The organism is Streptomyces zhaozhouensis (genome assembly GCF_900230195.1).
GTDB classification, from domain to species: domain Bacteria; phylum Actinomycetota; class Actinomycetes; order Streptomycetales; family Streptomycetaceae; genus Streptomyces; species Streptomyces zhaozhouensis.
On sequence record NZ_OCNE01000010.1, the window covers coordinates 25511 to 48414 of the forward strand.

The window sequence follows — 22904 nt, forward strand, 5'->3', positions numbered from 1 at the left end:
CTCAGGACCGTGCCGACTCGGGCATCTGGCGGCGGAGATAGATCCAGGCGGAGGCGACCACCACCACCGTCAGCACCAGCGCTATCGCCGAGCCGTAGCCGACGTGGAAGAGGCGGAAGGTCTCGCGGTACATGGTCAGCGCGAGGGTCTCCGAGGAGCGCGAGGGGCCGCCCTTGGTGAGGATCCAGATCATGTCGAACGCCTTCAGGCTGTTGACGATCGCCATGCCGACCACCACCACCGTCACCGCCTTCAGCTGCGGAAAGGTGACGTGTCGGAACAGCCGCCAGCCCGTGGCGCCGTCCAGCGCGGCGGCCTCCAGGGTCTCCCTCGGGATGGCGCGCAGCCCGATGGCGAAGAGCACCACGTTGAGCCCGGTGCCCTGCCAGGTGCTGGCCACGATCATCGCGATCGTGTTGTGCGGCCACTCCAGCAGCCAGGGGTGCGCCAGCGAGTCGAGACCGACGGCGCGCAGCACCTGGTTGACCGCGCCGTCGCTGGTGAGCATGAAGTTCCACAGCACCGCCGTCGCCGCGCCGGAGATGGCGTAGGGCAGCACCACCAGCAGTTGCACCACCCCGCCCAGCCGCATCCGGTGGGTCGCCACGGCGATCAGCAGGCCGAGCAGCACCGGCAGCAGCAGCGTGCCGACCACCCACATCAGGGTGTTCAGCAGCGAGCGGGAGAAGATCGGGTCCTCGGCGAGCCGGACGTAGTTGTCCAGCCCGACAAAGCTCCGCTCGAAGCCGTTGTCCTCGAAGAGGCTGCCGTAGACGCTGCGCAGGAACGGGTAGACCAGCAGCACCCCCACCAGCGCCAGCGCCGGCAGCAACCAGGGAACCGGGGTCAACGGGCCGCCCAGTGCGCGCCCCTGCTTCCCGCCGGGGCGGGGGGAGCGCACCGGCACCCGCACGCGGGGGCGCGGTGAGGACGCGCGCGGGGCGCGCAGGGTCTCGCTCACGACTTCTCCGCCTCCCGCCAGACCTGCCAGGCGTCGTCGGCGCGTTCCTGCATCGTGGCGAGCGTGGACCGGGCCGACGACGGGTCGAGCAGAAAGCCCGCCAGGTCGTCCACGGTCGCCTCGACCAGCTCCGGCGGGCCCAGCTCCCAGAAGCGGTTGAGCATCCGCGTCCCCCGCTCCCGCACGCTCGCCACGACGCCGTCCAGCAGCGGGTTGGCCGGCGCCACCCCGGGGTTGGGCGAGCCGTCCTGGAGGGTGGAGCTGAACGCGTCGGCCACCTCGGGACGCAGCCACGCCGCCGCGGCCTCCAGCGCCTCCTCGCGGTCGGGCCCCTTGACGGTGCACACCAGCGCGCTGGACTCGAAGATCACGGCGGGCGGCGCGTCGGCCTCGGCCATCGGCAGCACGAACGCGTCGATGTCGCGGCCCGGTTCGCCCCCGGCGTTGATCAGGTTCGGCGTCATGAAGGTGCCGCCCGGCATCATCCCGAGGCCGCCGCGGACCACGGAGGCGGCGGCGTCCACGTGGTTGGTGTCCAGCGCGGTGAACCAGTCGTTCTCGGCGAACTCCGCGATCGTGTGCAGCGCCCGCTCGGCGCGCGGGTCGGTGTAGCGCTCGCGGCCGTTCATCAACCCCTCGTAGAAGTCGGGGTCCTGGCGGCTGAGCACCTCCATGAACCAGATGAACGCGGGCCACCGGCCGTCCGTGGTCGCGTGCAGCGGGGTGATCCCGGCCGCCTTGAGCGTGGCGCAGGCGTCCAGGAACTCCGGCCAGGTGGTGGGGGCCCGGAGGCCGAGGTCGGCGAAGACCTCGGTGTTGTGGAAGAAGACCCAGTAGGTCAGGTTCATCGGCAGCCCGTAGACGCGGTCCCGGTAGGTGAAGGCCGACCGCAGCGTCGGGTCGACCCACCCGGCGGACTCCGCGGCGTCCCACGCGCCGGTCAGCTCCTCGATCCCACCGGTGCGGGCCAGGTCCATCAGCCGGTAGCCGGACCAGTACTTGAGCATGTCGGGCGTCTTGCGGGTACGCAGCGAGGACTTGACGATCTGCTCGAACGACTCCATGGACGGGATCACCTCGGGAACCAGCTCGATGCCGGCCACCGAGCGCATCGCGTCCCCGGCCCGGACGAGCGGTTCGCGCCAGTCGTTGTTGTCGCCGTGCAGGGCGACCTTGCCCGCCGGCTGGCTCATCGCGGAGCCGCAGGCCGTGGCGAGCAGACCGGCGGTCGCGGCCGTCAGCAGGGTGCGTCGGGCGATCGGTGGTGGGCGGTGGAGGGCGTGGCTGCGTGCAGGCATAAGCGGCTCCCGAGCTGAGTGTTATCGTTAACACATGCCGAGCAGCTTGCTGCCGCCGTGACCGGGGTGTCAAGAGTCGTGCAACGGGCGACTGTCAGTGATTTACCGTGATTGACGGTGGCATGGAGTGATCGGTGCCGACATGCCGGGAGGGGTGGCGCGGCCGGGGCACGGGGCCCGGCCGCGCCACCCCTCCCGGGTGGTGACCGATCGGAGCTGACGCCGCGTCAGCCGAGTGAGCGGCTCAAGCCGGCGTTCTCCAGCGTGAGTTGGACCTGGCCCAGCTTCTCGTCGCTGAGCTGGGCACCGGAGCCGCAGAGCGCCTCGTCGAGGTAGCGGGCCACGGCGGTGTCCACCGGGTGGTGGTTGAGCGTCCCGTCCTCGGCGAGGGTCTGGTAGTGCGTCACGTTGTAGCCGATGGCGGCCTGCCGCTCGCCGTCCTCGCTGGAGAACGCGAGCGTGCTCGCGCCCCAGGCGACGCCGTCGTGCCCCCAGAACTTCCCGCAGGAGAGGTTGATCTCGTACAGGCCCAGACCGTAGGCGCCGACCTGCTCGCCGTTCCCGTTGGTCATCGGCACGGTGTCCAGCATCTCGGACAGCTGCTTCTCGGGGAGCAACTCACCGCTGAAGAGGGCCCGTTGGAACTCGTTGAGGTCCGTCATGGTGGAGACCAGCGCGCCGGCCGTGCCCGCCCAGGACATGTCGTACTCGGTGTAGTCGCCGGGCGGGTCCTGGGTGCCGTGCAGCGGGTCGTAGAGCCGGGCGTGCGGGGTCGGCAGCTCGGGCGAGTCGGGGAAGAAGGTCTCGCTGAGCCCGGCCCGCTCGATCACGTGCTCGGTGACGTACTCCTCGGCGGAGACGCCCGTGACCTCGCCCAGCAGCATCCCGGCGAGGATGTAGTTGGTGTTGGAGTAGGAGTAGCGCTCGCCCGGCTCGCCGGTGGAACGGGCGGAGAGCCCCATCTCCACCAGCTCCTCGGGGGCCAGCTCGCGGTAGCGGTGCTCCTCCAGGCTCTCCGGCGACAGTTGCCGCAGCGACGGGAAGGCCACCTGCACGTAGTCGCCGATGCCGCTGGTGTGGTTGAGCAGCATCCGCACGGTGACCTCCTCGGCCAGCGCGTCGGGCAGGGTGCCGGCGGGCAGGTGGTCGGCCGCCGGCGCGTCCAGGTCCACGGTGCCCTCGGCGACCTGCTGGAGCACGGCGACCGAGACGAAGGTCTTGGTGACACTGGCGATCCGGTGCCAGGAGTCGGCGTCGGCCGGGGTCTCTTCGGTCAGGTCGGCGACGCCGGCCGCGCCGGTCCACCGGCCGTCGCCGTCCTGGGCGGCGCCGTAGGCGCCCGGAGCGCCGGCGGCGGGTATCGCGGCGATCGCGGCGTCCAGGCGCGGTGCGTCGGGGGCCGCGGCGGGCTGGGCGGTGGCGGTGGGAACGGTCAGGGCGCCCAGGCAGAGCGCGGCCGAGGCCGCGCCCGCCGTCCATGCGGCGCGCTGCGGGCGTCGGGAGGAGGCGGTCACGCCTGCTCCTTCCTGTTGTCGGTGGCGGTCGTGTGGCATGAGCCGGTCCATTCTGCCCAGTTCGGGAAGCGAACCGCCTCCTGCCGGAGGGGGATTCGCGTCGGGAGCCGACTCGGCGGATCGATCGACCCCCGGGCGCACGGCTCCTCAGCGCGGAGTAGGCCAACGTGTCCCCGCGCGCCGGGTGTTGGCGCGGGCCGGCGCGGCGCGTCCGCGTGCCGGGGCGGGGCACGGACCCGCGCGGGGACGCGACGCCCCCGGCCGCTTTCGGCGCCCGCCGGCCGCATAGGTGGCCCCTCGCCGGGGTACTCGGCGGCGGCACATCTGTCGGTGCCCCCTGGAGGTGGAGCATGAGCCGGACCCGCGTGGTGATCGTCGGAGCGGGATTCGCCGGATACCGGGCCGCCCGGGCCCTGAACCGGACCGCGCGACGACGCATCGAGGTGGTGCTGCTCAATCCCACCGACTACTTCCTCTACCTTCCGCTGCTGCCCCAGGTGGCGGCCGGGGTCCTGGAGCCGAGGCGGGTCAGCGTCTCGCTGACCGGAACCCTCCCGCACGCCCGGCTGGTGCTGGGCGAGGCGACCCGGGTGGACCTCGACAGCCGTACCGTGCACTACTGCGACCCCGAGGACCGGCCCGGCGAGCTGGGCTACGACATGCTGATCCTCTCCGTCGGCAGCGTGAACCGGCTGTTGCCCATCCCCGGTGTCGCCGAGCACGCCCACGGCTTCCGGGGCCTGCCGGAGGCGCTCTACCTGCGTGACCACGTGGTCCGGCAGCTGGAGATGGCGGCCCACGAGCCCGACCCCGAGACACGCCGGGCCAGGGCGACGTTCGTGGTCGTCGGCGCCGGCTACACCGGTACCGAGGTCGCCGCGCAGGGCGCGATGTTCGCCGACGCGGCGATGCGCGCCGAACGCCCGGGGGAGTGGGTCAAACCGCGCTGGCTGCTGCTGGACATCGCCGACCGGGTCCTGCCCGAGCTGGACGAACGGCTCAGCCGGACGGCGGACCGGGTGCTGCGCCGCCGGGGCGTCGACGTGCGCATGGGCACGTCCGTCAAGGAGGCCACCCGCGACGGGGTGCTGCTCGACGACGGCGAGTTCGTCCCCTCGCGGACGCTGGTGTGGTGCGTCGGGGTGCGTCCCGACCCGCTGGTGGCCGACCTCGGCCTGGACACCGAACGCGGCCGGCTCGTGGTGGACAGCCATCTGAACGTGCCCGGCCACCCCGAGGTCTTCGCCGCGGGCGACGCGGCCGCCGTGCCCGACCTGACCCGGGAGGGCCAGTTCACCCCGATGACCGCGCAGCACGCCTGGCGGCAGGGGAAGACGGCGGCCCGCAACGTGGCGGCCCACCTCGGCCTCGCGGAACGCCGCCCCTACGAGCACCACGACCTGGGTTTCGCCGTCGATCTCGGCGGGGTGCAGGGCGCGGCCAACCCGCTGGGCGCGGCGCTCTCCGGCCCGCTGGCCGGGGCGGTGACCCGCGGTTACCACCTGATGTCGATGCCGGGCAACCGGGTGCGGGTCAGCGCGGACTGGCTGCTGGACGCGGTGCTGCCCCGGCAGACGGTGCAGCTGGGCATGGTCCGCTCGGGGTCCGTCCCGCTGGACACGGCGTCGCCGGAGCTGGCCCGCGTCTTCCGAGCGGACCACCCCTGACCGCGGACCGCGCCCGGCAGCGCGGAGGGCGCGGAGGGCGCGCCCGGCGCGGCACGGGCGCCGGGCCGCGCCGCCATGCCTCGACCTGCCCGATCACCTCGGGCGGCGTTGCGGTCGGGCTGGTGTGCGGTGTCGAGGGCCGGTCCTGCAGACCTGCTGCGCCGTACCGTCGCCATCCGTTGACCCACTCGGACGCACACGCCCGCGAGATGCCCGTCTCGGCGGCGACGTGGGCGATCGGTCGAGTCCGACACCGGGCGACCAGACGGCGCCGTCCCTCCGGGCTGAGTGGAGCGTTGCGATGCACCATGAACACGTCCGTTCTCGTGGGCGGCGGGTCTCACGCCGCGGTCGCACGGTCGCGCTGTGTCTCGCACAGCTGCCAGATGGTGTTGCGGGTGGTGCCGTCCAGGACCGCATCGGGCCACGGGGTCGGCTTGGCCTTGCTGTTGAAGTAGGTCCCGCTCGCTTCACGCACCTCGGGGCTGGAGGCGAGGTACACGCTGGAACGGGTAGCCCTCAGCAGTGCCCGGTGGCCGTAGACGACGGGCATCGCCAGCCGCAGCAGCGGGACGATCGGGCGGGCCAGCGGTGGGTAGGTGCCGACGGTGAGGTTCCTGTTCATCGAGGTGTAGGCGTGTCCGGGGTAGGCGACGTTCAGCGTCACCGGTGTGGCCGCGAGTTCCTGGTCGAAGCGGTAGCTCATCGCCATCTGCGCCAGCTTGGTCTGGTTGTAGAACGACAGCCCGACATAGGACTTCTCGCCCTGCAGGTTGTTCAGGTCGATCCGGCCTCGGGGGACGCCGCCGGTGATGTTGATGACCCTGGCCTGCCCGGACGCGGCCAGGGCCGGCATCAGCCAGTGGGTGAGGCAGAACGGCGCGGCCACGTTGACCGCGAACGCGGTCTCGATGCCGTCCTCGGTCAGCTCGCGGCGGGATCGGGTCGCTCCGGCGTTGTTGATCAGCACGTCCAGGCCGCTGGCCCGGTCGCTGGCCTCCTGGGCGAGGCGACGGACGTCGCGGAGCCGGGACAGGTCGGCCGTGATCGCTGTGACGTTGTCATTCCCGCTGGTGTGACGGAGATCCGCCACGGCAGCGGCGGCGCGGTTCTTGTCCCGTCCGACGAGGACCACGTGGGCGCCGAGTGCCGCCAACTGCCGGGCGGTCTCCTTGCCGATGCCACCGGTGCTACCTGTCACCAGCACGGTCTTGCCTTCCACTGTCACCACTCCACTCGTTCGATGTGTCACCTGGCGACATGATAGTCACCGAGTGACGCAAAGTAGACTGGGGGCATGAAAGAGGGACTGCGTGAACGCACCCGCCGAGCGGTACGGGCGGAGCTCGCCAAGATGGCCATCGACCTGTTTGCCCGCCAGGGCTTCGACGAGACGACCGTCGAGGACATCGCCCAAGCGGCCGGCATGACCAAGCGCAGCTTCTTCCGCTACTTCCCGACCAAGGAAGACGCCGTCTTCGAGGGCATCGACCTCACCGGAGAGAGCGTCGTCGCCGACATCGCGGCACGACCAGCGGACGAAGGCCCGTGGGAGTGCCTGCACCAGGTCCTGCGGGCCTGGCAGGAAGAGATCCACGCCAGCGAGCAGGCACTCGCGACAATCCGCCTGATCGAGGCAACACCCGCCCTGGCCGGACGACTCCACCAGCGCAGAACCGAATGGCGCCGGCGAGTCAGCAACGCGCTCCAGGACCGGCCAGGGGCGAGTCTCGACCCGTACACCGCGGACCTGCTCACCAACGCCGCCACGGCCGTACTCGACGCGGTATCCAGCCAGTGGGCGCGATCAGACGGGAACGCGGACCGCCCAGCCCTGCTGGACCAGGGGTTCTATCAGGTCCACGTTGATCTCAACTCGCGGCAGGAGTGATACTCGCCTCCCCGTCATCAATGTCCTGCCCCGCAACATCTAGCCGCCCCTGGCCGCGGGTGCCCCGTGCAGCGCGACCACCGCCGCCACGAGCCGCGACGGGGGCGCCGCCCCGTGCAGTCGCACGTGGGGGGAGCGATAGGGCGGGAGCCGGTCGGTGTCCAGGCAGACGACCGGCGTGCGCAGCGCAGCCGCCAGTTGGGCGGGGCCGGTCGCGCAGGCGACCAGCGCCGTCGCGCCGGCCAGCACGCCGGCGAGACGGGGCAGCCCGGTGCGCCCGCCCAGGTCGTGTCCGTGCCGGCCGGCGACCCGCCGGGTCAGCTCCCGTTCGTCGGCGTCACCGGTCACCATCACCCGGTGCCCGGCCTCGGCCAGCGCGGCGACGGCCCGTTCCGCGCCGGCCGGGGACCAGGAGCCGCCGCCCGGGTGGACCACCAGGTAGGGCGCGGGCCCGGTCAGTTCCCCGGCCGGCTCGTGGCCGGTGACGGCGAGCGCGCCGCTGTCGCCCGGGGGCGCGGGAAAGCCGGCCACCCGCGCCAGGTCGAGGGCGGCCTCCGCCTCGTGGCGACGCTCCGCCCTGCGGTGGCGCAGTTGGAGCAGCGGGTCGGGGCCGGGCTCGCAGTCGGCGGCCACCCACGGCACCCCTGCCATCCTCAGCAGCAGCGCAGCCGGCAGGGGGCTCTGCCCGGCCGAGGAGAAGACCAGGGCCCGCTCGAAGCGGCGGGCGGCCAGCCGTTCCACCAGCTCGTTCACCGTGGAGCGCCGCACCCCCGGCGGCGAGAGGCAGACCTCGGGCGCGTCGTAGACGCACACCTCGTCCACGCCGGGCAGCAGCCGGCCGGCCGCCGCGCCGCGCGGGCCGCACAGCAGCGTGGTGTGTGAGGAACCCGCCGCCACCGCCCGGACGGCGGGGCCGGTCAGCAGCACGTCGCCGGCGCCGTCGAGCCGCACGAGCAGGGTGCGGGGGGCTGTGCTCATGGCCGCCCGGGTTGCCCGATCGGGCCGGCGCAAACGGCCCCCGCGCCGGTGCCGTCGCACCGGGCGGCCGGCCGCCCCACCCGGGGGGCGACCGGCCGCTCGGCCGACGGTCTCCGCCGGCCCGCTATCCGCGGGCCTCGGCGGTCTGCGGCTCCCGCCGTGGCGCGGCGGAGGCCGCGGTGTCCGGGGGGACGGTCTCGCCGATCTCCGCGCGCACCCGCTCACAGGCGCGGTTGAGCAGCCGCGACACGTGCATCTGCGAGATGCCGAGCTGGGCCGCGATCCGGCTCTGCGTCATGCCGTGGAAGTACCGCAGATAGAGGATGTGCCGCTCCCGCTCCGGCAGCGCGCGCAGCGGGCTGCGCACCGCCTCCCGGTCCACCACGCGGTCGAAGCCGGGCTCCGGGCTGCCCAGGGTGTCCAGCAGCGAGTAGTCGCCGTCGGCGCCCGGCAGCTCGGCGTTGAGGGACAGCGTGCTGTAGCTGTCCAACGCCTCCAGCCCGGTCTTGACCTCGTCCTCGGTCAGGCCGCTGTGCTCGGCCAGCTGCGCCACGCTCGGTCCCCGGTCGTCCAGCCGGAAGCTGAGCTGCCGCGCCGAGGCCCGCACCCGGTTGCGCAACTCCTGCGTCCTGCGGGGCACGTGCAGTCCCCACATGTGGTCCCTGAAGTGGCGCTTCACCTCGCCCACGATGGTGGGCACGGCATAGCTCTCGAACGGGCGCCCCCGGCTCGGGTCGTAGCGGTGAACCGCCTTGACCAGTCCGAGCGCCGCTACCTGTTCCAGATCCTCAAGCGCTTCGCCCCGGTCCCTGAACGTGCGGGCCAGGCGGTCGGCCATCGGAATCCAGGCGCACACGACTTCCCGGTACAGCGCCTCGCGTTCGGGGCAGGGCGGCAGTTCCGCGATGCGTTGGAACTGCCGGCTGGTATCCGGTGCGTCGTCGTGCGGATGGCGTTTTCTACGGGGGCGTGCTGGCGTATTCATTCCATGCTCTCCCAGGTGAGGGTGGGCGTGTGCTTCCGCTCTGAAACTCGCCACGGGAAGAGACCGCTGTTTCTCAGTCTGCACGTGAAAACGCCGGACCACATCTCGGGAAGACGCGGGAAGGTGAGGGAAGGGGAGAGCGCGGTGCCCGCACCGGGAAAAGCCGGGGAACGCCGGGAAAACGACCGACGGGCGGTTATCGGGCACGTCGACCGGTTACCCGCCGAGGGAGCGGAAAACCCGCGAGAACCAGCGAGAACCAGCGAGAGAGGAGACGGCCGTGACCTATGGCGACTTCATGGCCACCGTCAGGGAACGCGGCGCGTACGCCGCGGACGAGGCCGAGCGGATCGTGGACGCGGTGATCGCCACCCTCGGCGAACGGCTGCCGCCCGCCTCGGCCGGGCACCTGGCCGACCAGTTGCCGACGCCGCTGGCCGACCTCATCGACGACTCCGGGGCGGCGGCCCGCACCTGGGGCGTCTCGGAGTTCGTCGTCCAGGTCGCCGAGGAGACCGAGCAGGACGAGGAGAGCGCGGAGCAGGACACCAGGGTCGTGTTCTCGGTGCTCGCCGACCAGATCTCGGGCGGCGAGATGAACAAGCTGATCAGCCAGCTGCCGTCCGGCTACGCCGACCTCTTCGGCCACGCGGAGCTGAGCTGACCCGGCCGGGCTCCGGCCCGGCCGGGGCGGGCGCTCACGGGTGGCGCCACTCGTCCGTGGGCAGCGACGAGGCCCCGATCGGGCCCATGCGCAGCATCCCGCCGTCCACCGGCCAGGAGGCCCCGGTCACATAGCTGGCGCGGTCGCCGGCGAGGAAGGCGATCACCTCGGCGACCTCCCGCGCGTCGCCGGGGCGCCGCAGCGGGATGCCGGGACGCTCCAGGGCGTGCACGTCGACGTCCCGGTAGCCGTTCATGGGGGTGGCGATCTCGCCGGGCGCGACGGCGTTGACCCGGATGCCGTGCTCCGCCAGCTCCAGCGCCAGCACGGAGGTCAGCAGCCCGAGGCCGCCCTTGGACGCGCAGTAGGGGCCGGTGCCGACCCTGGGCTGGGTCTCGTGCACGCTGGTGACGTTGACGATCGCGCCGCCCTCGCCCTGGGCGATCATCCGGCGCGCGGCCCGCTGGGACAGCACCAGCGGACCCAGCAGGTTCACGTTCAACACCCGCTGTACCTCCGGGAGTTCGACGTCGAGCAGCGGGTGGGCGCCGCCGGTGCCCGCGTTGTTGACCAGGATGTCCCAGCGGTCGAACCGCGCGGCCAGCTCCTCGACGACGTCGGCGGCCTCCTCGGGCCGCCGGAGATCCACCTCGGCGGTCTCCGCCCGCCGCCCCTCGGCGCGCACCTCCGCCGCGGCGGCCTCCGCGCCGGCCGCGTCGCCGAACCACGCGATGCCGACGTCCACGCCCTGCCGCGCGAGGGCGACGGCCGTGGCCCGGCCGATGCCCGAGTTCGCCCCCGTGACCACGGCGACGCGTCCCGCCGGCTCGTTGTCCTCGCCCATGTCGCTCTCCTCGTGTTCGCGTGCGCGGTGCGCCCCGCGCGTCGAGTCTCTACCCTCGCGCGGGCCGCGTGAGCACGGTGCGTGGGGGCTTGCGGAGGCGCGCGGAACGGGCCGGTCGCGCCGGTTTACGCCGTGGCGGGGTGGATACTCGCCGCGTCATGAGCGATCAGTTGCCTTCCCAGGCCGAGGGGGAACGCGACCCGGACCTGCCCGACGGGGCCGACCCCGAGGACGAGCGGGAACGCAGCGGTCAGGACTTCCCGCGCCGGACGCCCTCCCAGGCGGAGGGCGAACGGATGGACGACCGCGACGACGAATGACGCCGCCGCTTGGCTTTCGAGGTCTCTGACCCTCGCCCCGGCGTGTGGTCTCTCGCGCCGTTCCCCGCGCCCCTCGGTGCGGGGCAGCGCGCCGTCAACCGCGGGAGGCCGGGCCGACGAGTTCGGCGAGGACGTCCTCCATCGTCACGAATCCGAGCAGCGTGCCGCGTTCGTTGACCACCGCCGCCAGATGCGTCTCCGCCGCCCGCATCGCCGTCAGGACGTCGTCCAGCCTGGTGTCGAGCCGCACCTGCACCACCGGGTGCAGCGCGCGGCGCGGGAACGGGCGGTCCCGGTCCCGGTCGGGGGCCGCCAGCGCGTCCTTGACGTGGAGAAAGCCCAGCACCGTGCGACCAGGCCCGGTCACCGGCATCCGCGAGTACCCGGAGGAGGCCGACGCCGCCTCCAACTGGCGCGGAGTCACCCGGTGTCCCACCGTCACCATCCGACCCGTCGACACCATGATCTCGGTGACCGTGCGACTGCCCAACTCCAGCGCGTCCCGCAGTCGTTCGCTCTCCTCGGCGGCCAGCAGCCCGGCCGCGTTGGAGTCCGCGACCATCTCGGCCAGCTCCATCTCGGTGAAGACCGAGGTCACCTCGTCCCTCGGCTCCACCCGCAGCAGCCGCAGCAGCAGGTTCGCGAACGAGTTGATCCCGAAGATCACCGGCCGCAGCGCCCTGGTCAGCGCCACCAGCGCCGGCCCCAGCAGCAGCGCCGTGCGCTCGGGCGCGGCCAGCGCGATGTTCTTCGGCACCATCTCGCCGAAGAGCATGTGCGCGTAGGTGGCCACCGACAGCGCGATGGCGAACGAGATCGGGTGCACCAGCCCGTGCGGCACGTGCGCCGCGTCGAAGAGCGGCTCCAGCAGGTGCGCCATCGCCGGCTCGGCCACCGCGCCCAGCACCAGCGACATCGCGGTGATGCCCAACTGCGCCGTCGCCATCATCGCCGACAGGTGCCGCAGCGCCCACAGCACCGTCGTCGCGCCCCGTTCGCCCGCCTCGGCGCGCGGCTCGATCTGGTCCCTGCGGACCGAGATCAACGCGAACTCGGCGCCCACGAAGAACGCGTTGACCAGGATGGAGAGCGCGCCCAGCGTCAGTTGCAGCGCCGTCATCGCGGCTCACCCCCCTGCGGCCGGGCCGCGTCCGGGGGCGCGGTGACCGCGACCCGTTCCGCGCGGTGGCGGGCCGTCAGCAGCACCGTCAGCCGCCAGCCGCCGACCTCCACCGTGTCGCCCTCCTCGGGGATCCGCGCCAACTCGGTGGCCAGCAGCCCGGCGACCGTCTCGTAGGGCCCCTCGGGCACGGTCAGCCCGATCGCCGCCAGTTGGTCCAGCCGGGCGCTGCCGCCCGCCTCCCAGCGGCCCGGACCGGTCCGCGCCAGGTCGGGGGTCTCCTGCGGGTCGTGTTCGTCGCGCACCTCGCCGACGACCTCCTCCACGATGTCCTCCAACGTGACCACGCCGGCCGTGCCGCCGTACTCGTCGACCACCACGCCCAGCGAACGGGTGCCGCGCAGCCGCTCCAGCAGCCGGTCGACCGGCAGGCTGTCGGGCACCAGCACGGCGTCCGTCAGCAGTTCGAGCACCGGGGTCCCGGCGCGCCGGCCGCGTTCGACGGCGAGCACGTCCTTGATGTGGACCGTGCCCGCCACCTCGTCCAGCCCGTTCTCGTAGACGGGGAACCGCGAGAGCCCGGTCTCCAGGGTGAGCGCCGCCGCGTCGGCCGCCGTCGCCGTCGCCGGCAGCGCCCGCACGTCGACCCGGGGCGTCATCACGTTCTCCGCCGTCAGCTCCGCCAGGTGCAGGGTCCGCACGAACAGTTCGGCCGAGTCCCGGGGCAGCACCCCCTCGGCCGCCGAGTGCCGGGCGAGCGCCACCAGCTCCTGCGGGGTGCGGGCGGAGGCCAGCTCCTCGGTCGGCTCCACGCCGAACGCCCGCACCAGCCGGTTGGCCATCTCGTTCAGATGCCGGATGAACGGGGCGAACGCGGCGGTGAAGAGCCGCTGCGGCGCCGCGATGGTCCGCGCGACCGGCACCGGCCGGGAGATCGCCCAGTTCTTCGGCACCAGCTCGCCGACGACCATCAGCACCACCGTCGAGAGCACCACGCCCAGTCCCACGGCCACCGTGGACGCCAGCGACGGCGACAGGCCCGTGCCCTCCAGCGGGCCGCGCAGCAGCCGCGCCACCGAGGGCTCGGCCAGCATCCCGATCACCACCGAGGTCACCGTGATCCCCAGCTGGGCCCCGGAGAGCTGGAAGGTCAGCTGGCGCACGGCGCGCACCGCGCCCGCCGCGCCCTTCTGCCCCTCGCGCGCCGCCCGCTCCAGCTGCCCACGCTCCACCGTGGTCAGCGAGAACTCGGCGGCGACGAAGACCGCGCAGGCCAACGTCAGGGCCAGCGCCACACACAACAGCACCACTTCCGTCACCGGGTCATCCTCTCCTCGGATCGGCTCACACCGTCGGATGTTCCGCGTTTGCCCCCTTCGCGCCCGGGTACTCGGCGCGGCGCCCACGCGTCGGACCCGCGTGGCGCGATCCGTGCAGCGAGGAGCGGCCCCGATGGATGTGGACCCCTTCGTCGCGGCCGAGCCCTCGGCCGACGGCAGCGAGCTGCTGGTGACGCTCGGCTCCGGACGATCCGTGCGCGTCGTGCCGACCGTCCCGGTGCCCGGCGTGCTGCGGCTGCGCTCGGCCGGGACCGGCACCGGGAGGCGGAGCGACGACAGCCCCATGCTGGTCCCGCTGGAGGAGCACCCGGCCACCCTCACCCGGACGCCGGACGGCGTGGAGATCAGCGGCCCCGAGGTGCGGGCCCACTGGGACGCCGGGGTCGCGGACGGGGTGGTGCAGGGGCTGCGGTTCGGCACGTTCGCCCGGTTCGCCTCGCCGGAGGCCGACACCCTTCCGCACCCCGCGGGCTACCGGCCGGCGACCGACGGGCAGCCGGCCGGATGGCTGGAGACCGTGCGGCTGGCGCCGGACGCGGCGGTCTACGGCGGCGGCGAGAGCTACCAGGGCATCAACCTGCGCGGGCGGCGGCGCCAACTGCGCAACACCGAGCAGAACCGGGACGGCGGCCGGGACTCGGCCTATCTCAACATCCCGCTGCTGTGGTCCGACGCCGGCTGGGGTCTCTTCGCCCCCACGGGCGCCCAGGTGGTGGCCGACATCGGCGCCACCCACTCGGAGGCGCTGCTGCTGCGGATCGACGGCGAGGACCTGGACCTCTTCCTGATCGCCGGCGACGCGCCCACCGTGCTCGCCCGCTATCTGGCGCTCACCGGCCGGCCGCGCACCCTGCCCGAGTGGGCGTTCGGGGTGTGGATGAGCCGCAGCTCGTACTTCACGGCGGACGAGGTGGTGGAGACGGTCGACGCGCTGCGCCGAGCGGACTGCCCGGTGGACGTGGTCCATGTCGACGAGTGGCTGGACCAGCGGGTGCTGGACGATCCCACGTGGTCGACGGAGGCCGACCGCTCCCGCTTCCCCGAGGGCTGGGCACGGCGGCTGGCGGAACGCGGGGTGCGCCTCAGCCTGTGGATCAACCCCTATGTGCGGCGGGAGAGCCCGCTGGGCCGGGAGCTCGCCGCCCGGGGCCATCTGGTGCGCGACGCGCGCGGCGAGCCGGTGGCCGTCGCCGACAAGGCCAGCGCCTCACTGATCGACTTCACCCATCCGGAGGCGCGCGAGTGGTGGTGCGAACGGCTGGCCGCCACGCTGCGCACCGAGCACAACGCGGCGGTGCTCGCCGACTTCGGCGAGGAGATCCCCGACGACGCCGTCTTCGCCGCCGGCTACCTGGGCGCCGACTGGCACAACACCTACGGGCTGATCTATCAGGACACGGTGCACGAGGCGGGCCGCAGGGCACGGGGCGGCGACTTCGTCGCGATCTCCCGCTCGGGGACGGCGGGTTCGCAGCGCGACCCGGCACACTGGGCCGGGGATCTGCCCTCCACCTGGTCGGGAATGGTCTCCACGCTGCGCGCCGTGCTGTCCATGGCGCTCAGCGGATGCTCGGTCGTCACGCATGACGCGGGCGGCTACTGGACGCCCGCGTCCTACCACCGGGCCGAGGAACTGCGGGCGACGATGACACCGGACGCGGTGGAGACCGACGTGGACCCGGAGCTGTACGCGCGCTGGGCGCAGTGGGCGGCGTTCTCCGCGCTGACCCGCTTCCACGGGGTGGGGCGGCGCGAACCGATCGCCTACCCCGAGCCGTTCGCGTCCGCCGCGATCGCGGCCTGCCGGCTGCGGAAGCGGATGCGGCGCTATCTGGTGGCCTCCGCCGAGTCGGCCGTCGGCGGGCTGCCGTTGGTGTGGCCGATGCCGTTGGCGTTTCCGGGCGACCGGGCAGCGCGGGACGCCTGGGACCAGTATCTGCTGGGCAGCGACGTGCTGGTCGCGCCGCTGCTCGAACCGGGCGGCGCGCGGCGGCTGTGGGTGCCGGAGGGGGAGTGGACCGGGCTGGTCGGCTGCCCGACGCTGACCGGGCCCGGCTGGCGCGAAGTGCGCTGCGACATCGAGCAGTTCCCCGCGTACGTCCGCGCGGAGCGCGGACCCGGGGCGGTGCTGTCCTGACGGACGGGGCTGGCCGACCACTCACGTGCGTGGCTTGTGTGGGTGGTCGTCCTCGCCCCGGTGGGTGGTTGCTCGCGCGGTTCCTCGCGCCCCTGCTGCGTCGGTGGGCGGTTTGGGGGCGCGGGGGACTGCGCGGGTGCTGGGTGGCGGGGGTTGGTCGACTGCGGTCCTGGCTGGTTGGGTGGGTTGTCGTCCTTGCCCCGGTGGTGGGTTGCTCGCGCAGTTCCTCGCGCCCCTTCGACGTCGGTGGGCGGTTTGGGGGCGCGGGGAACTGCGCGGTGCGTGGGTGGCGGGGGTTGGTCGACTACTGGCCTTGCCGGCCGGGGTGGGTTGTCGTCCTCGCTCCGGTGGGTGGTTGCTCGCGCGGTTCCTCGCGCCCCTGTTGCGTCGGTGGGCGGCTTGTTGGGGGCGCGGGGAACTGCGCGGGTGCTGGGTGGCGGGGGTTGGTCGACTACTGGCCTTGCTGGCCTGGGTGGGTGGTCGTCCTCGCCCCGGTGGGTGGTTGCTCGCGCAGTTCCCCGCGCCCCTTTCACGCCGGTGGGCGGCTTGGGGGCGCGGGAACCGCGGGTGGCACCGGCGAGGTGGGCGGCCGGCCGCTAGGCCACTTCGTGGCCCAGCGTCTCCGACAGGTGATCCAGCAGCCGCAGCGCCGCCTCCGGGATGACCGTTCCCGGAGGGAAGACCGCGACGGCGCCCGCCTCGTGGAGGGCGGGGACGTCGGCCGGCGGGATCACCCCGCCGACGACGATGCCGATGTCGTCACGGCCGGCCGCGTCCAGCTCCTCGCGCAGCGCCGGCACCAGCGTGAGGTGGCCGGCGGCGAGCGAGGAGACCCCGACGAGGTGGGTGTCGGCCTCGACGGCCTGCCGGGCGACCTCGGCCGGGGTCTGGAAGAGCGGGCCGACGTCGACGTCGAAGCCGAGGTCGGCGAAGGCCGTCGCGATGACCTTCTGGCCCCGGTCGTGGCCGTCCTGGCCCATCTTGGCGATCAGGATGCGCGGGCGGCGCCCCTCGGCCTCGGCGAAGGCGTCGACCCGGGCGCGCGCGGTCTCGATGGCGGAGGAGGCTCCTGCCTCGTGTCGGTACACCCCGGAGATCGTACGGACATCACCGGTGTGCCGGCCGTACACCCGCTCCAGGGCGTCGGAGATCTCGCCGACGGAGGCGTGCGCGCGGGCGGCCGCGACGGCGTGCTCCAGCAGGTTGCCGTCGCCCTCGGCGGCGCGGGTGAGGGCGCGCAGGGCGTCCTGGCAGGCGGCCTCGTCGCGGTCGGCGCGCAACCGGCGCAGCTTCTCCACCTGTTGGGCGCGCACCGAGGTGTTGTCGACCTTGAGCACGTCGATGGCCTGGTCCTCGGCGACCTGGTACTTGTTGACGCCGATGACGGGCTGCCGCCCGGAGTCGATGCGCGCCTGCGTGCGGGCCGCGGCCTCCTCGACGCGCATCTTCGGGATGCCGGCGTCGATCGCCCTGGCCATGCCGCCGGCCTGCTCGATCTCCCGGATGTGGCCCCAGGCGCGGCGCGCCAGGTCGGCGGTGAGGCGTTCCACGTAGGCCGAGCCGCCCCACGGGTCGATGACCCGGGTGGTGCCCGACTCCTGCTGCAGCAGGATCTGCGTGTTGCGGGCGATGCGCGCGGAGAAGTCGGTGGGCAGCGCCAGCGCCTCGTCGAGGGCGTTGGTGTGCAGCGACTGGGTGTGGCCCTGGGTGGCGGCCATCGCCTCCACACACGTGCGGGTGACGTTGTTGAAGACGTCCTGCGCGGTCAACGACCACCCCGAGGTCTGCGAATGGGTCCGCAGCGACAGGGACTTGGGGTTCTCGGGACCGAACTGGTCGACCAGCCTGGCCCACAGCAGCCGGGCGGCGCGGAGCTTGGCGATCTCCATGAAGAAGTTCATGCCGATGCCCCAGAAGAACGACAGCCGCGGCGCGAACGTGTCCACGCCCAGACCCGCGGCCTGCCCGGCGCGCAGGTACTCGACCCCGTCGGCCAGCGTGTACGCCAGCTCCAGGTCGGCCGTGGCCCCCGCCTCCTGGATGTGGTACCCGGAGATGGAGATCGAGTTGTAGCGCGGCATGTTCCGGGAGGTGAACGCGAAGATGTCGGAGATGATCCGCATCGAGGGGCCCGGCGGGTAGATGTAGGTGTTGCGGACCATGAACTCCTTGAGGATGTCGTTCTGGATGGTCCCCGCCAGCTTCTCCCGGGGCACGCCCTGCTCCTCGGCGGCCACGATGTACAGCGCCAGCACCGGCAGCACCGCGCCGTTCATGGTCATCGACACCGACATGCGGTCCAGCGGGATGCCGTCGAAGAGCTGCCGCATGTCGAGGATCGAGTCGATCGCCACCCCGGCCATGCCCACGTCGCCCGTCACACGGGGGTGGTCGGAGTCGTAGCCGCGGTGGGTCGGCAGGTCGAACGCGACGGACAGGCCCTTCTGGCCGGCGGCCAGGTTGCGCCGGTAGAAGGCGTTGGACTCCTGGGCCGTGGAGAAGCCGGCGTACTGGCGGATCGTCCACGGCTGGTTGACGTACATCGTCGGGTACGGGCCGCGCAGGAACGGGGCCGTGCCCGGATAGGTCTCCAGGAAGTCCAGGCCCGCCAGGTCCTCGTCCGTGTACAGCGGGCGGACGTCGATGCCCTCGGGGGTGTGCCAGGTCAGGTCGCTCACCGCGTGCCCGGTCCGCTCCTTGACGGCCGCCGCCCACACCTCGCCCTGCCCGGGGCCCGCCGGTGGCGGGTCACCCAACTCGACGGTGGAGAAGTCGGGGATCTCGATCATCACGCCACTCCCATCGTTTCCAGCGCCGTCTGGAGCACCGCCACGGCATCCCCGCCGGCGAAGACCAACTCGTCGACGCCGTCCGGCCGTTCCGGCAGCCGCCCGGCCAGGTAGACCCGCCGCGCGCCGGCCGCCGCCAGCGCGCCGGCGACCTCCGCCGCGTCCTCCGCGTAACCGGCGTCGGCCCCGCACAGACACGCCACCGAGGCCCCGCTGTCGGCGAAGACCCCGGCCACCGTCCCGGCCTCGACCGGCCCCTCGGGGCGTACCGGCTCGATCCCGCCGGCCTGGAACAGGTTGGCCGCGAACGTCGCCCGCCCGGTGTGCGCCGCGACCGGCCCCAACGTGGCGAGGAAGACCCGGGGGCGCCGCCCCGTCGCCGCCAGATGCGCGTCCGAACGCGCCCGCAGCGCCTCGAACGCGTCGTCCCGCCGCACCGAGGGCAGCCCGCCGCCCGCCCGCGCCGGGGCGGGCTTCCGCACCACCGGCTCCTCGTCCAGCAGGGGGAACTCGCTGACACCGGTGACCGGCTCCCGCCGGGTCGCCAGCCGCCGCGACCGCTCCCGCCAGGTGCCGGCGATCCGCTCCTCCACCAGCCCCGAGCCCAGCGCGGCCGCCATCCCGCCGGCCGCCTCGATCTCCCGGAACCAGGACCAGCCCGCCTCGGCCAACTCCCGCGTCAGCGACTCCACATACCAGGAGCCGCCCGCCGGATCGACCACCCGGCCCAGGTGCGACTCCTCCACCAGGATCACCGACGTGTTCCGCGCGATCCGCCGCGCGAACGGGTCGGAGAGCCCCAGCCCCTCGTCGAACGGCAGCACCGTCACCGCGTCCGCGCCGCCCACCCCGGCCGCCAGCCCGGCCACCGTCGTGCGCAGCATGTTCACCCACGGGTCGCGCCGCGCCATCATCACCCGCGAGGTCACCGCGTGCTGCCGCTGCGCCCCCGCCTCGCCGCCGGCGCCGCACACCTCGGCCACCCGGCCCCACAGCCACCGGGCCGCCCGCAGCTTCGCGATCCCCAGGAACTGGTCCGCGTCCACCGCGTAGCGGAACTCCAACTGCCCCAGCGCCTCCTCGACGGACAGCCCGCCGTCCACCAGCGCCCGCACGTACGCCACCCCGACCGCCAGCGCGCACCCCAGCTCCTGCCCGGCCGAGCCGCCCGCCTCGTGGAACGGGGTGCCGTCCACGACCAGCGCCCGCACCCCCGGATACCCGCGCGCGCACTCCACGGCCAGCGCCACCGCGTCGTCCGACGCCACGCGCTCGCCCGTGCGGGCCCACACCCCCAACGGGTCGGCGCCCAGCACCCCCAGCGCCGCCTCGGGCGCCACCCCGCGCGCGTCGAGCAACGCCAGGAACGCGCGCGCCGCCTCGGCGTACCCCGCGCCCGCGTCCAGCACCACCGGCGCCAGGTCGAGCAGCACCCCGTCCAGCGCCTCGGGCAGCTCCGCCACCGGCACCCCGCCCGCGCCGACCGCCACCCACAGCGCCGCCACGCCCAGCTCCAGATCGGTGCGGAGCGCCTCGTTCAACCGCGCCGCCACCGGCTCCACGTGGTGCTGCCTGATCTCCCAGCCGCCCATCAGCTGCCCCTCGGGCCGCCCCCCGCGCAGGAAGGGCGCGGCGCCGGGGAAGCCGGCCCCGCCCGCGGGCGCGTTCTCCGCCGTGTACAGCGGCAGCGTGCGCACGCCCTCCTCCAGCCGCGTCGAGAGTCTCGACTCGGCCTCCTCACCGGAGAGTTCACCGGCGCCGGCCTTCTTCAGCACCCCGGCCGCGAGGGAACGCCACCGCTCGCGGTCACCGGCGGGGAAGCCCGCGGCCAGGGTCAGGTCGTCCTCGGAGGGTACGGTCAGCTCCATCGTCACGCGCTTCCGCTCGAAGGGTGGGGTGGGAACGAGAGGCAGGGCCGTTCCCCGCGCGGGAGCGGCGGCTGAACGGTAGCCGAACGGCATCGTGGAACGGTCAGGGCGGAGGCACCACGCGATCACAGCGGGCTCGCGAGGTCGCCACGAGCAGGGAGTTGGGCAGGTCGTTGGCGTCGATCCAGGCGCGGGTCGCCGACGCCGAACGGCCGTGGCGGCGGTGGCGGTCCACCAGCCGCGCGTCGCGCTCCGCCTCCGGCGCGTCCACGTACCACAGCCGGTCCATCCACGTCCGCGCCTCGCGCCAGCCGGGGGCGTCCAGCGCCAGGTAGTTCCCCTCGGTCACCACCAGCCGCGCCCCCGCCGGCACCACATGGCGGGCGGCCACCGGCTCGTCCAGCGTCCGGTCGAAGTCCGGCACGTAGACCGCCTCCCTGCCGGCCGCCGCCACCAGCCTGGCCAGCAGTGCCGCGTAGCCGAACGCGTCGAAGCTCGGCTCCGAGCCCTTGCGGGAGCGCAGCCCGAGCCGGTCGAGTTGGGCGTTGGAGAGATGGAAGCCGTCCAACGGCACATAGGCCGCCACCTCGCCGAGCGCCGCCACCAGCGACCTGGCCAGCGTCGACTTCCCCGCGGCCGGCGGGCCGGCCAGGCCGAGCACGGCCCGGCCGCGCTCCGGTACCAGGGCCAGGGCCTCCTCGGCCAGTGCGGTGGAATGCATGGCCATCAGCCTAAGTTAATGACCGTTCGCGCGTCAGTACGGCCGGTCGGGCAGCCTCGCGGCGGCCGGGTCGCGGTCGGGGCGCGCCCCGCGCCACGAGGGCTGCCGCAGCCGCCCCTCGCGCGTCCAGGCACGGAAGGCCACCTCCCCGACCAGCCGGGGCTCCACCCAGCGCGCGACCCGTGTCCGCGCGGTCGGCAGCCGCTCGGCGAACGGGCTGTCCGCCCTGGAAAGCCCCGCCAGCCTGAGGTCCAGATCGGCCAGCACCGCCTCGCTGAAGCCGCTGCCGACGTGACCGACGTAACGCAGCCTCCCGTCCTCGTCGAACGCGCCGACCAGCAGTGACCCGACGGTTCCCGCGCGATGACCCGACCCCGGCTGCCAGCCGCCGACGACCACCTCGATCGTGCGCACCAGCGGCGTCTTCACCCAGCGCGGGGAGCGGCGGCCCGGCTGGTAGGGCGAGTCGAGCCGCTTGGCCATCAGCCCCTCCAGCCCGTGCGCCTCGGCCACCCGCAGCAGCGCCTCGGGGTCGGCCTCCGCGCCGGGGTGCGAGGGCGGCACCGCGATCCGCCCCGAGGGGTCGGTCGGCAGCGCCTCCAGGGCCGCGCGGCGCCGGCGGTAGGGCAGGTCCAGCAGCCGCTCGCCGTCCAGCATGAGCAGGTCGAACGCGAAGAAGACCACCGGCACCTCGGCCAGCAGCGCGCGGCCCGGGTGGCGTCGCTGGTGGCGGCGTTGCAGCCGGCCGAAGTCGGGGCCGCCGCCGGGGCCGAGCGCCACGATCTCCCCGTCGAGCACGGCGCTGCGGCCGGCCAGCGGGCCGGGGCCCGCCTGGGCGAGCTCGGGGTAGGTCGGGGTGAGGTCGTTGCCGTTGCGGCTGGTCAGCCGCGTCTGTCCGTCGGCCGCCACCCGCAGGCAGCAGCGGTAGCCGTCCCACTTCCACTCGTAGGCCCACCGGGCGCCGGTCGGCGGCCGGCCGTCGACCGCGAGCATCGGCGCGACGGCGTCGGGGACGGCGGGGGGCGGCTCGGTTTCCTTGGTCACCGCCCCAGTACACGCGGCCGGCGGCCCCTCGACCACCAGCCTTGCCGGCCGGGGCGGGGTGTCGGCGTGCGCCCGGTGGGTGGCTGTTCGCGCGGGGAGGTCCTGGTCGGTGGTTCTCCTCGGCCCGGTGGCCGGTTGCTCGCGCCGTTCCCCGCGCCCCTTCGCGGTCGGTGGGCGGTGCGGGGGTGCGGGGAACGGCTGCGGTGCGTGGGGCGCGTGGTCGACTACGGGACTGGCTGGTCCGGGCGGGTGGTCAGCCGACGGGGGTCCAGGCGAAGTCCACCTGGTCGCCGGCGTCGAGCTGGAACTGGCAGCCGCCGACCGGGGTCGCCGTTCCGTTGACGGAGATCAGCCAGAAATCGTCCGCGGTCTGGCTCTGGCCGTCGATCGTGGTCACCAGGTAGTCGTCGAACGACGTGTACCAGACGCCGTCCCAGTCGAAGCCGTTCGCCGCCGCCGCGTCGTCGAGCGCCGCCGTCGGCGTCGCTCCGGGGGTGGCGTGGGCGCCGTTGTTGGTGCCGTCGCAGAGCTGGGCGCCGCCGGTGGCCGGGTTGACCACATGGCCGTCGGTGGCGACGTCGCCGTCGAAGAGGACGCCGTCCGGGCCGGTGACCGTCAGCGAGACGGTGATCTCCGCCGCGGCCGACACCCCGCCGCCGGCCTGGGCGGCGGGGGCCGCCGCCAGCAGGGCCAGGCCCAGGGCGGCGGTGACGGCGAGCGTGCGTCTGTGGGCGGTGTGGGAACGGGACATGGCTGATCTCCT

At 73.7% G+C, this 22904-nt stretch carries 19 protein-coding genes and 1 pseudogene; 5 read left to right on the plus strand and 15 right to left on the minus strand.

All coding sequences use genetic code 11. From position 1 onward, the window contains the following. Position 1 precedes the first annotated feature (1 nt). From CRP51_RS15405 to CRP51_RS15415, 3 genes are all read right to left on the minus strand, one after another. A complete protein-coding gene (locus CRP51_RS15405; protein WP_097231777.1) occupies positions 2-961 on the minus strand; it encodes a carbohydrate ABC transporter permease in 960 nt (319 codons plus the stop codon). Next, positions 958-2259 (minus strand): ABC transporter substrate-binding protein, encoded by a 1302-nt coding sequence (locus CRP51_RS15410; RefSeq protein ID WP_097231778.1) that lies wholly within the window; start codon positions 2257-2259, stop codon positions 958-960. Before CRP51_RS15410 ends, CRP51_RS15405 begins: the two co-directional genes overlap by 4 nt. Before the next feature lie 227 nt (positions 2260-2486). After that, positions 2487-3773, minus strand: coding sequence for a serine hydrolase domain-containing protein (locus tag CRP51_RS15415; RefSeq protein ID WP_170970567.1), 1287 nt, complete (start codon positions 3771-3773; stop codon positions 2487-2489). 350 nt (positions 3774-4123) lie between these two features. On the opposite strand from CRP51_RS15415, the gene CRP51_RS15420 reads away from it, so the two are divergent. Beyond that, a complete protein-coding gene (locus tag CRP51_RS15420) occupies positions 4124-5440 on the plus strand; it encodes an NAD(P)/FAD-dependent oxidoreductase (protein ID WP_097231780.1) in 1317 nt (438 codons plus the stop codon). Between the two features lie 67 nt (positions 5441-5507). On the opposite strand, the pseudogene CRP51_RS29570 reads toward CRP51_RS15420, so the two are convergent. Together CRP51_RS29570 and CRP51_RS15430 are read right to left on the minus strand one after the other, a co-directional pair. Then, positions 5508-5750, minus strand: a pseudogene (locus CRP51_RS29570) (helix-turn-helix domain-containing protein); the annotation flags it as partial. A gap of 30 nt (positions 5751-5780) precedes the next feature. Next, a complete protein-coding gene (locus CRP51_RS15430; RefSeq protein ID WP_245880600.1) occupies positions 5781-6662 on the minus strand; it encodes an SDR family NAD(P)-dependent oxidoreductase in 882 nt (293 codons plus the stop codon). 75 nt (positions 6663-6737) lie between these two features. Here CRP51_RS15430 and CRP51_RS15435 point away from each other — a divergent pair, with 75 nt between their 5' ends. Further along, positions 6738-7331, plus strand: a complete 594-nt coding sequence (locus CRP51_RS15435) for a TetR family transcriptional regulator (RefSeq protein WP_097231781.1) — start codon at positions 6738-6740, stop codon at positions 7329-7331. 39 nt (positions 7332-7370) lie between these two features. Here CRP51_RS15435 and CRP51_RS15440 read toward each other — a convergent pair whose 3' ends face one another. Together CRP51_RS15440 and CRP51_RS15445 are read right to left on the minus strand one after the other, a co-directional pair. Beyond that, a complete protein-coding gene (locus tag CRP51_RS15440; RefSeq protein WP_097231782.1) occupies positions 7371-8309 on the minus strand; it encodes a glycosyltransferase family 9 protein in 939 nt (312 codons plus the stop codon). 124 nt (positions 8310-8433) lie between these two features. Then, positions 8434-9294, minus strand: a complete 861-nt coding sequence (locus tag CRP51_RS15445; protein WP_097231783.1) for a SigB/SigF/SigG family RNA polymerase sigma factor — start codon at positions 9292-9294, stop codon at positions 8434-8436. Positions 9295-9574: 280 nt separating this feature from the next. Between CRP51_RS15445 and CRP51_RS15450 the strand changes: the two genes are divergently transcribed. Further along, positions 9575-9958 (plus strand): DUF2267 domain-containing protein, encoded by a 384-nt coding sequence (locus CRP51_RS15450; RefSeq protein ID WP_097231784.1) that lies wholly within the window; start codon positions 9575-9577, stop codon positions 9956-9958. A gap of 34 nt (positions 9959-9992) precedes the next feature. On the opposite strand, the gene CRP51_RS15455 is transcribed toward CRP51_RS15450, so the two are convergent. After that, positions 9993-10802 carry an SDR family oxidoreductase gene (locus CRP51_RS15455; protein WP_097231785.1) on the minus strand — a complete coding sequence of 270 codons (810 nt, stop codon included), beginning with the start codon at positions 10800-10802 and terminating at the stop codon, positions 9993-9995. A 158-nt stretch (positions 10803-10960) separates the two neighbouring features. On the opposite strand from CRP51_RS15455, the gene CRP51_RS28870 reads away from it, so the two are divergent. Further along, positions 10961-11122: a hypothetical protein gene (locus tag CRP51_RS28870; protein WP_170970568.1), complete on the plus strand. Its 162-nt coding sequence runs from the start codon at positions 10961-10963 to the stop codon at positions 11120-11122. A 94-nt stretch (positions 11123-11216) separates the two neighbouring features. On the opposite strand, the gene CRP51_RS15460 is transcribed toward CRP51_RS28870, so the two are convergent. Together CRP51_RS15460 and CRP51_RS15465 are read right to left on the minus strand one after the other, a co-directional pair. Then, a complete protein-coding gene (locus CRP51_RS15460) occupies positions 11217-12242 on the minus strand; it encodes a hemolysin family protein (protein WP_097231786.1) in 1026 nt (341 codons plus the stop codon). After that, positions 12239-13561, minus strand: coding sequence for a hemolysin family protein (locus tag CRP51_RS15465; RefSeq protein WP_097231787.1), 1323 nt, complete (start codon positions 13559-13561; stop codon positions 12239-12241). Before CRP51_RS15465 ends, CRP51_RS15460 begins: the two co-directional genes overlap by 4 nt. 133 nt (positions 13562-13694) lie before the next feature. Between CRP51_RS15465 and CRP51_RS15470 the strand changes: the two genes are divergently transcribed. After that, positions 13695-15719 (plus strand): glycoside hydrolase family 31 protein, encoded by a 2025-nt coding sequence (locus CRP51_RS15470; RefSeq protein WP_099459314.1) that lies wholly within the window; start codon positions 13695-13697, stop codon positions 15717-15719. Between the two features lie 596 nt (positions 15720-16315). On the opposite strand, the gene scpA is transcribed toward CRP51_RS15470, so the two are convergent. From scpA to CRP51_RS15495, 5 genes are all read right to left on the minus strand, one after another. Next, positions 16316-18508, minus strand: a complete 2193-nt coding sequence (gene scpA, locus CRP51_RS15475; RefSeq protein ID WP_097231789.1) for a methylmalonyl-CoA mutase — start codon at positions 18506-18508, stop codon at positions 16316-16318. After that, entirely contained in the window at positions 18508-20376 is a 1869-nt protein-coding gene (locus tag CRP51_RS15480; protein WP_439333170.1) for a methylmalonyl-CoA mutase family protein, read from the minus strand. The genes scpA and CRP51_RS15480 overlap by 1 nt, the downstream gene beginning before the upstream one ends. Positions 20377-20479: 103 nt before the next feature. Next, positions 20480-21097: a nucleoside/nucleotide kinase family protein gene (locus tag CRP51_RS15485; RefSeq protein ID WP_097231914.1), complete on the minus strand. Its 618-nt coding sequence runs from the start codon at positions 21095-21097 to the stop codon at positions 20480-20482. Between the two features lie 33 nt (positions 21098-21130). Further along, positions 21131-22141 (minus strand): non-homologous end-joining DNA ligase, encoded by a 1011-nt coding sequence (gene ligD / locus CRP51_RS15490; protein ID WP_245880601.1) that lies wholly within the window; start codon positions 22139-22141, stop codon positions 21131-21133. A gap of 253 nt (positions 22142-22394) precedes the next feature. Then, positions 22395-22892, minus strand: coding sequence for a DUF4430 domain-containing protein (locus CRP51_RS15495; protein WP_097231790.1), 498 nt, complete (start codon positions 22890-22892; stop codon positions 22395-22397). Positions 22893-22904: the final 12 nt, after the last annotated feature.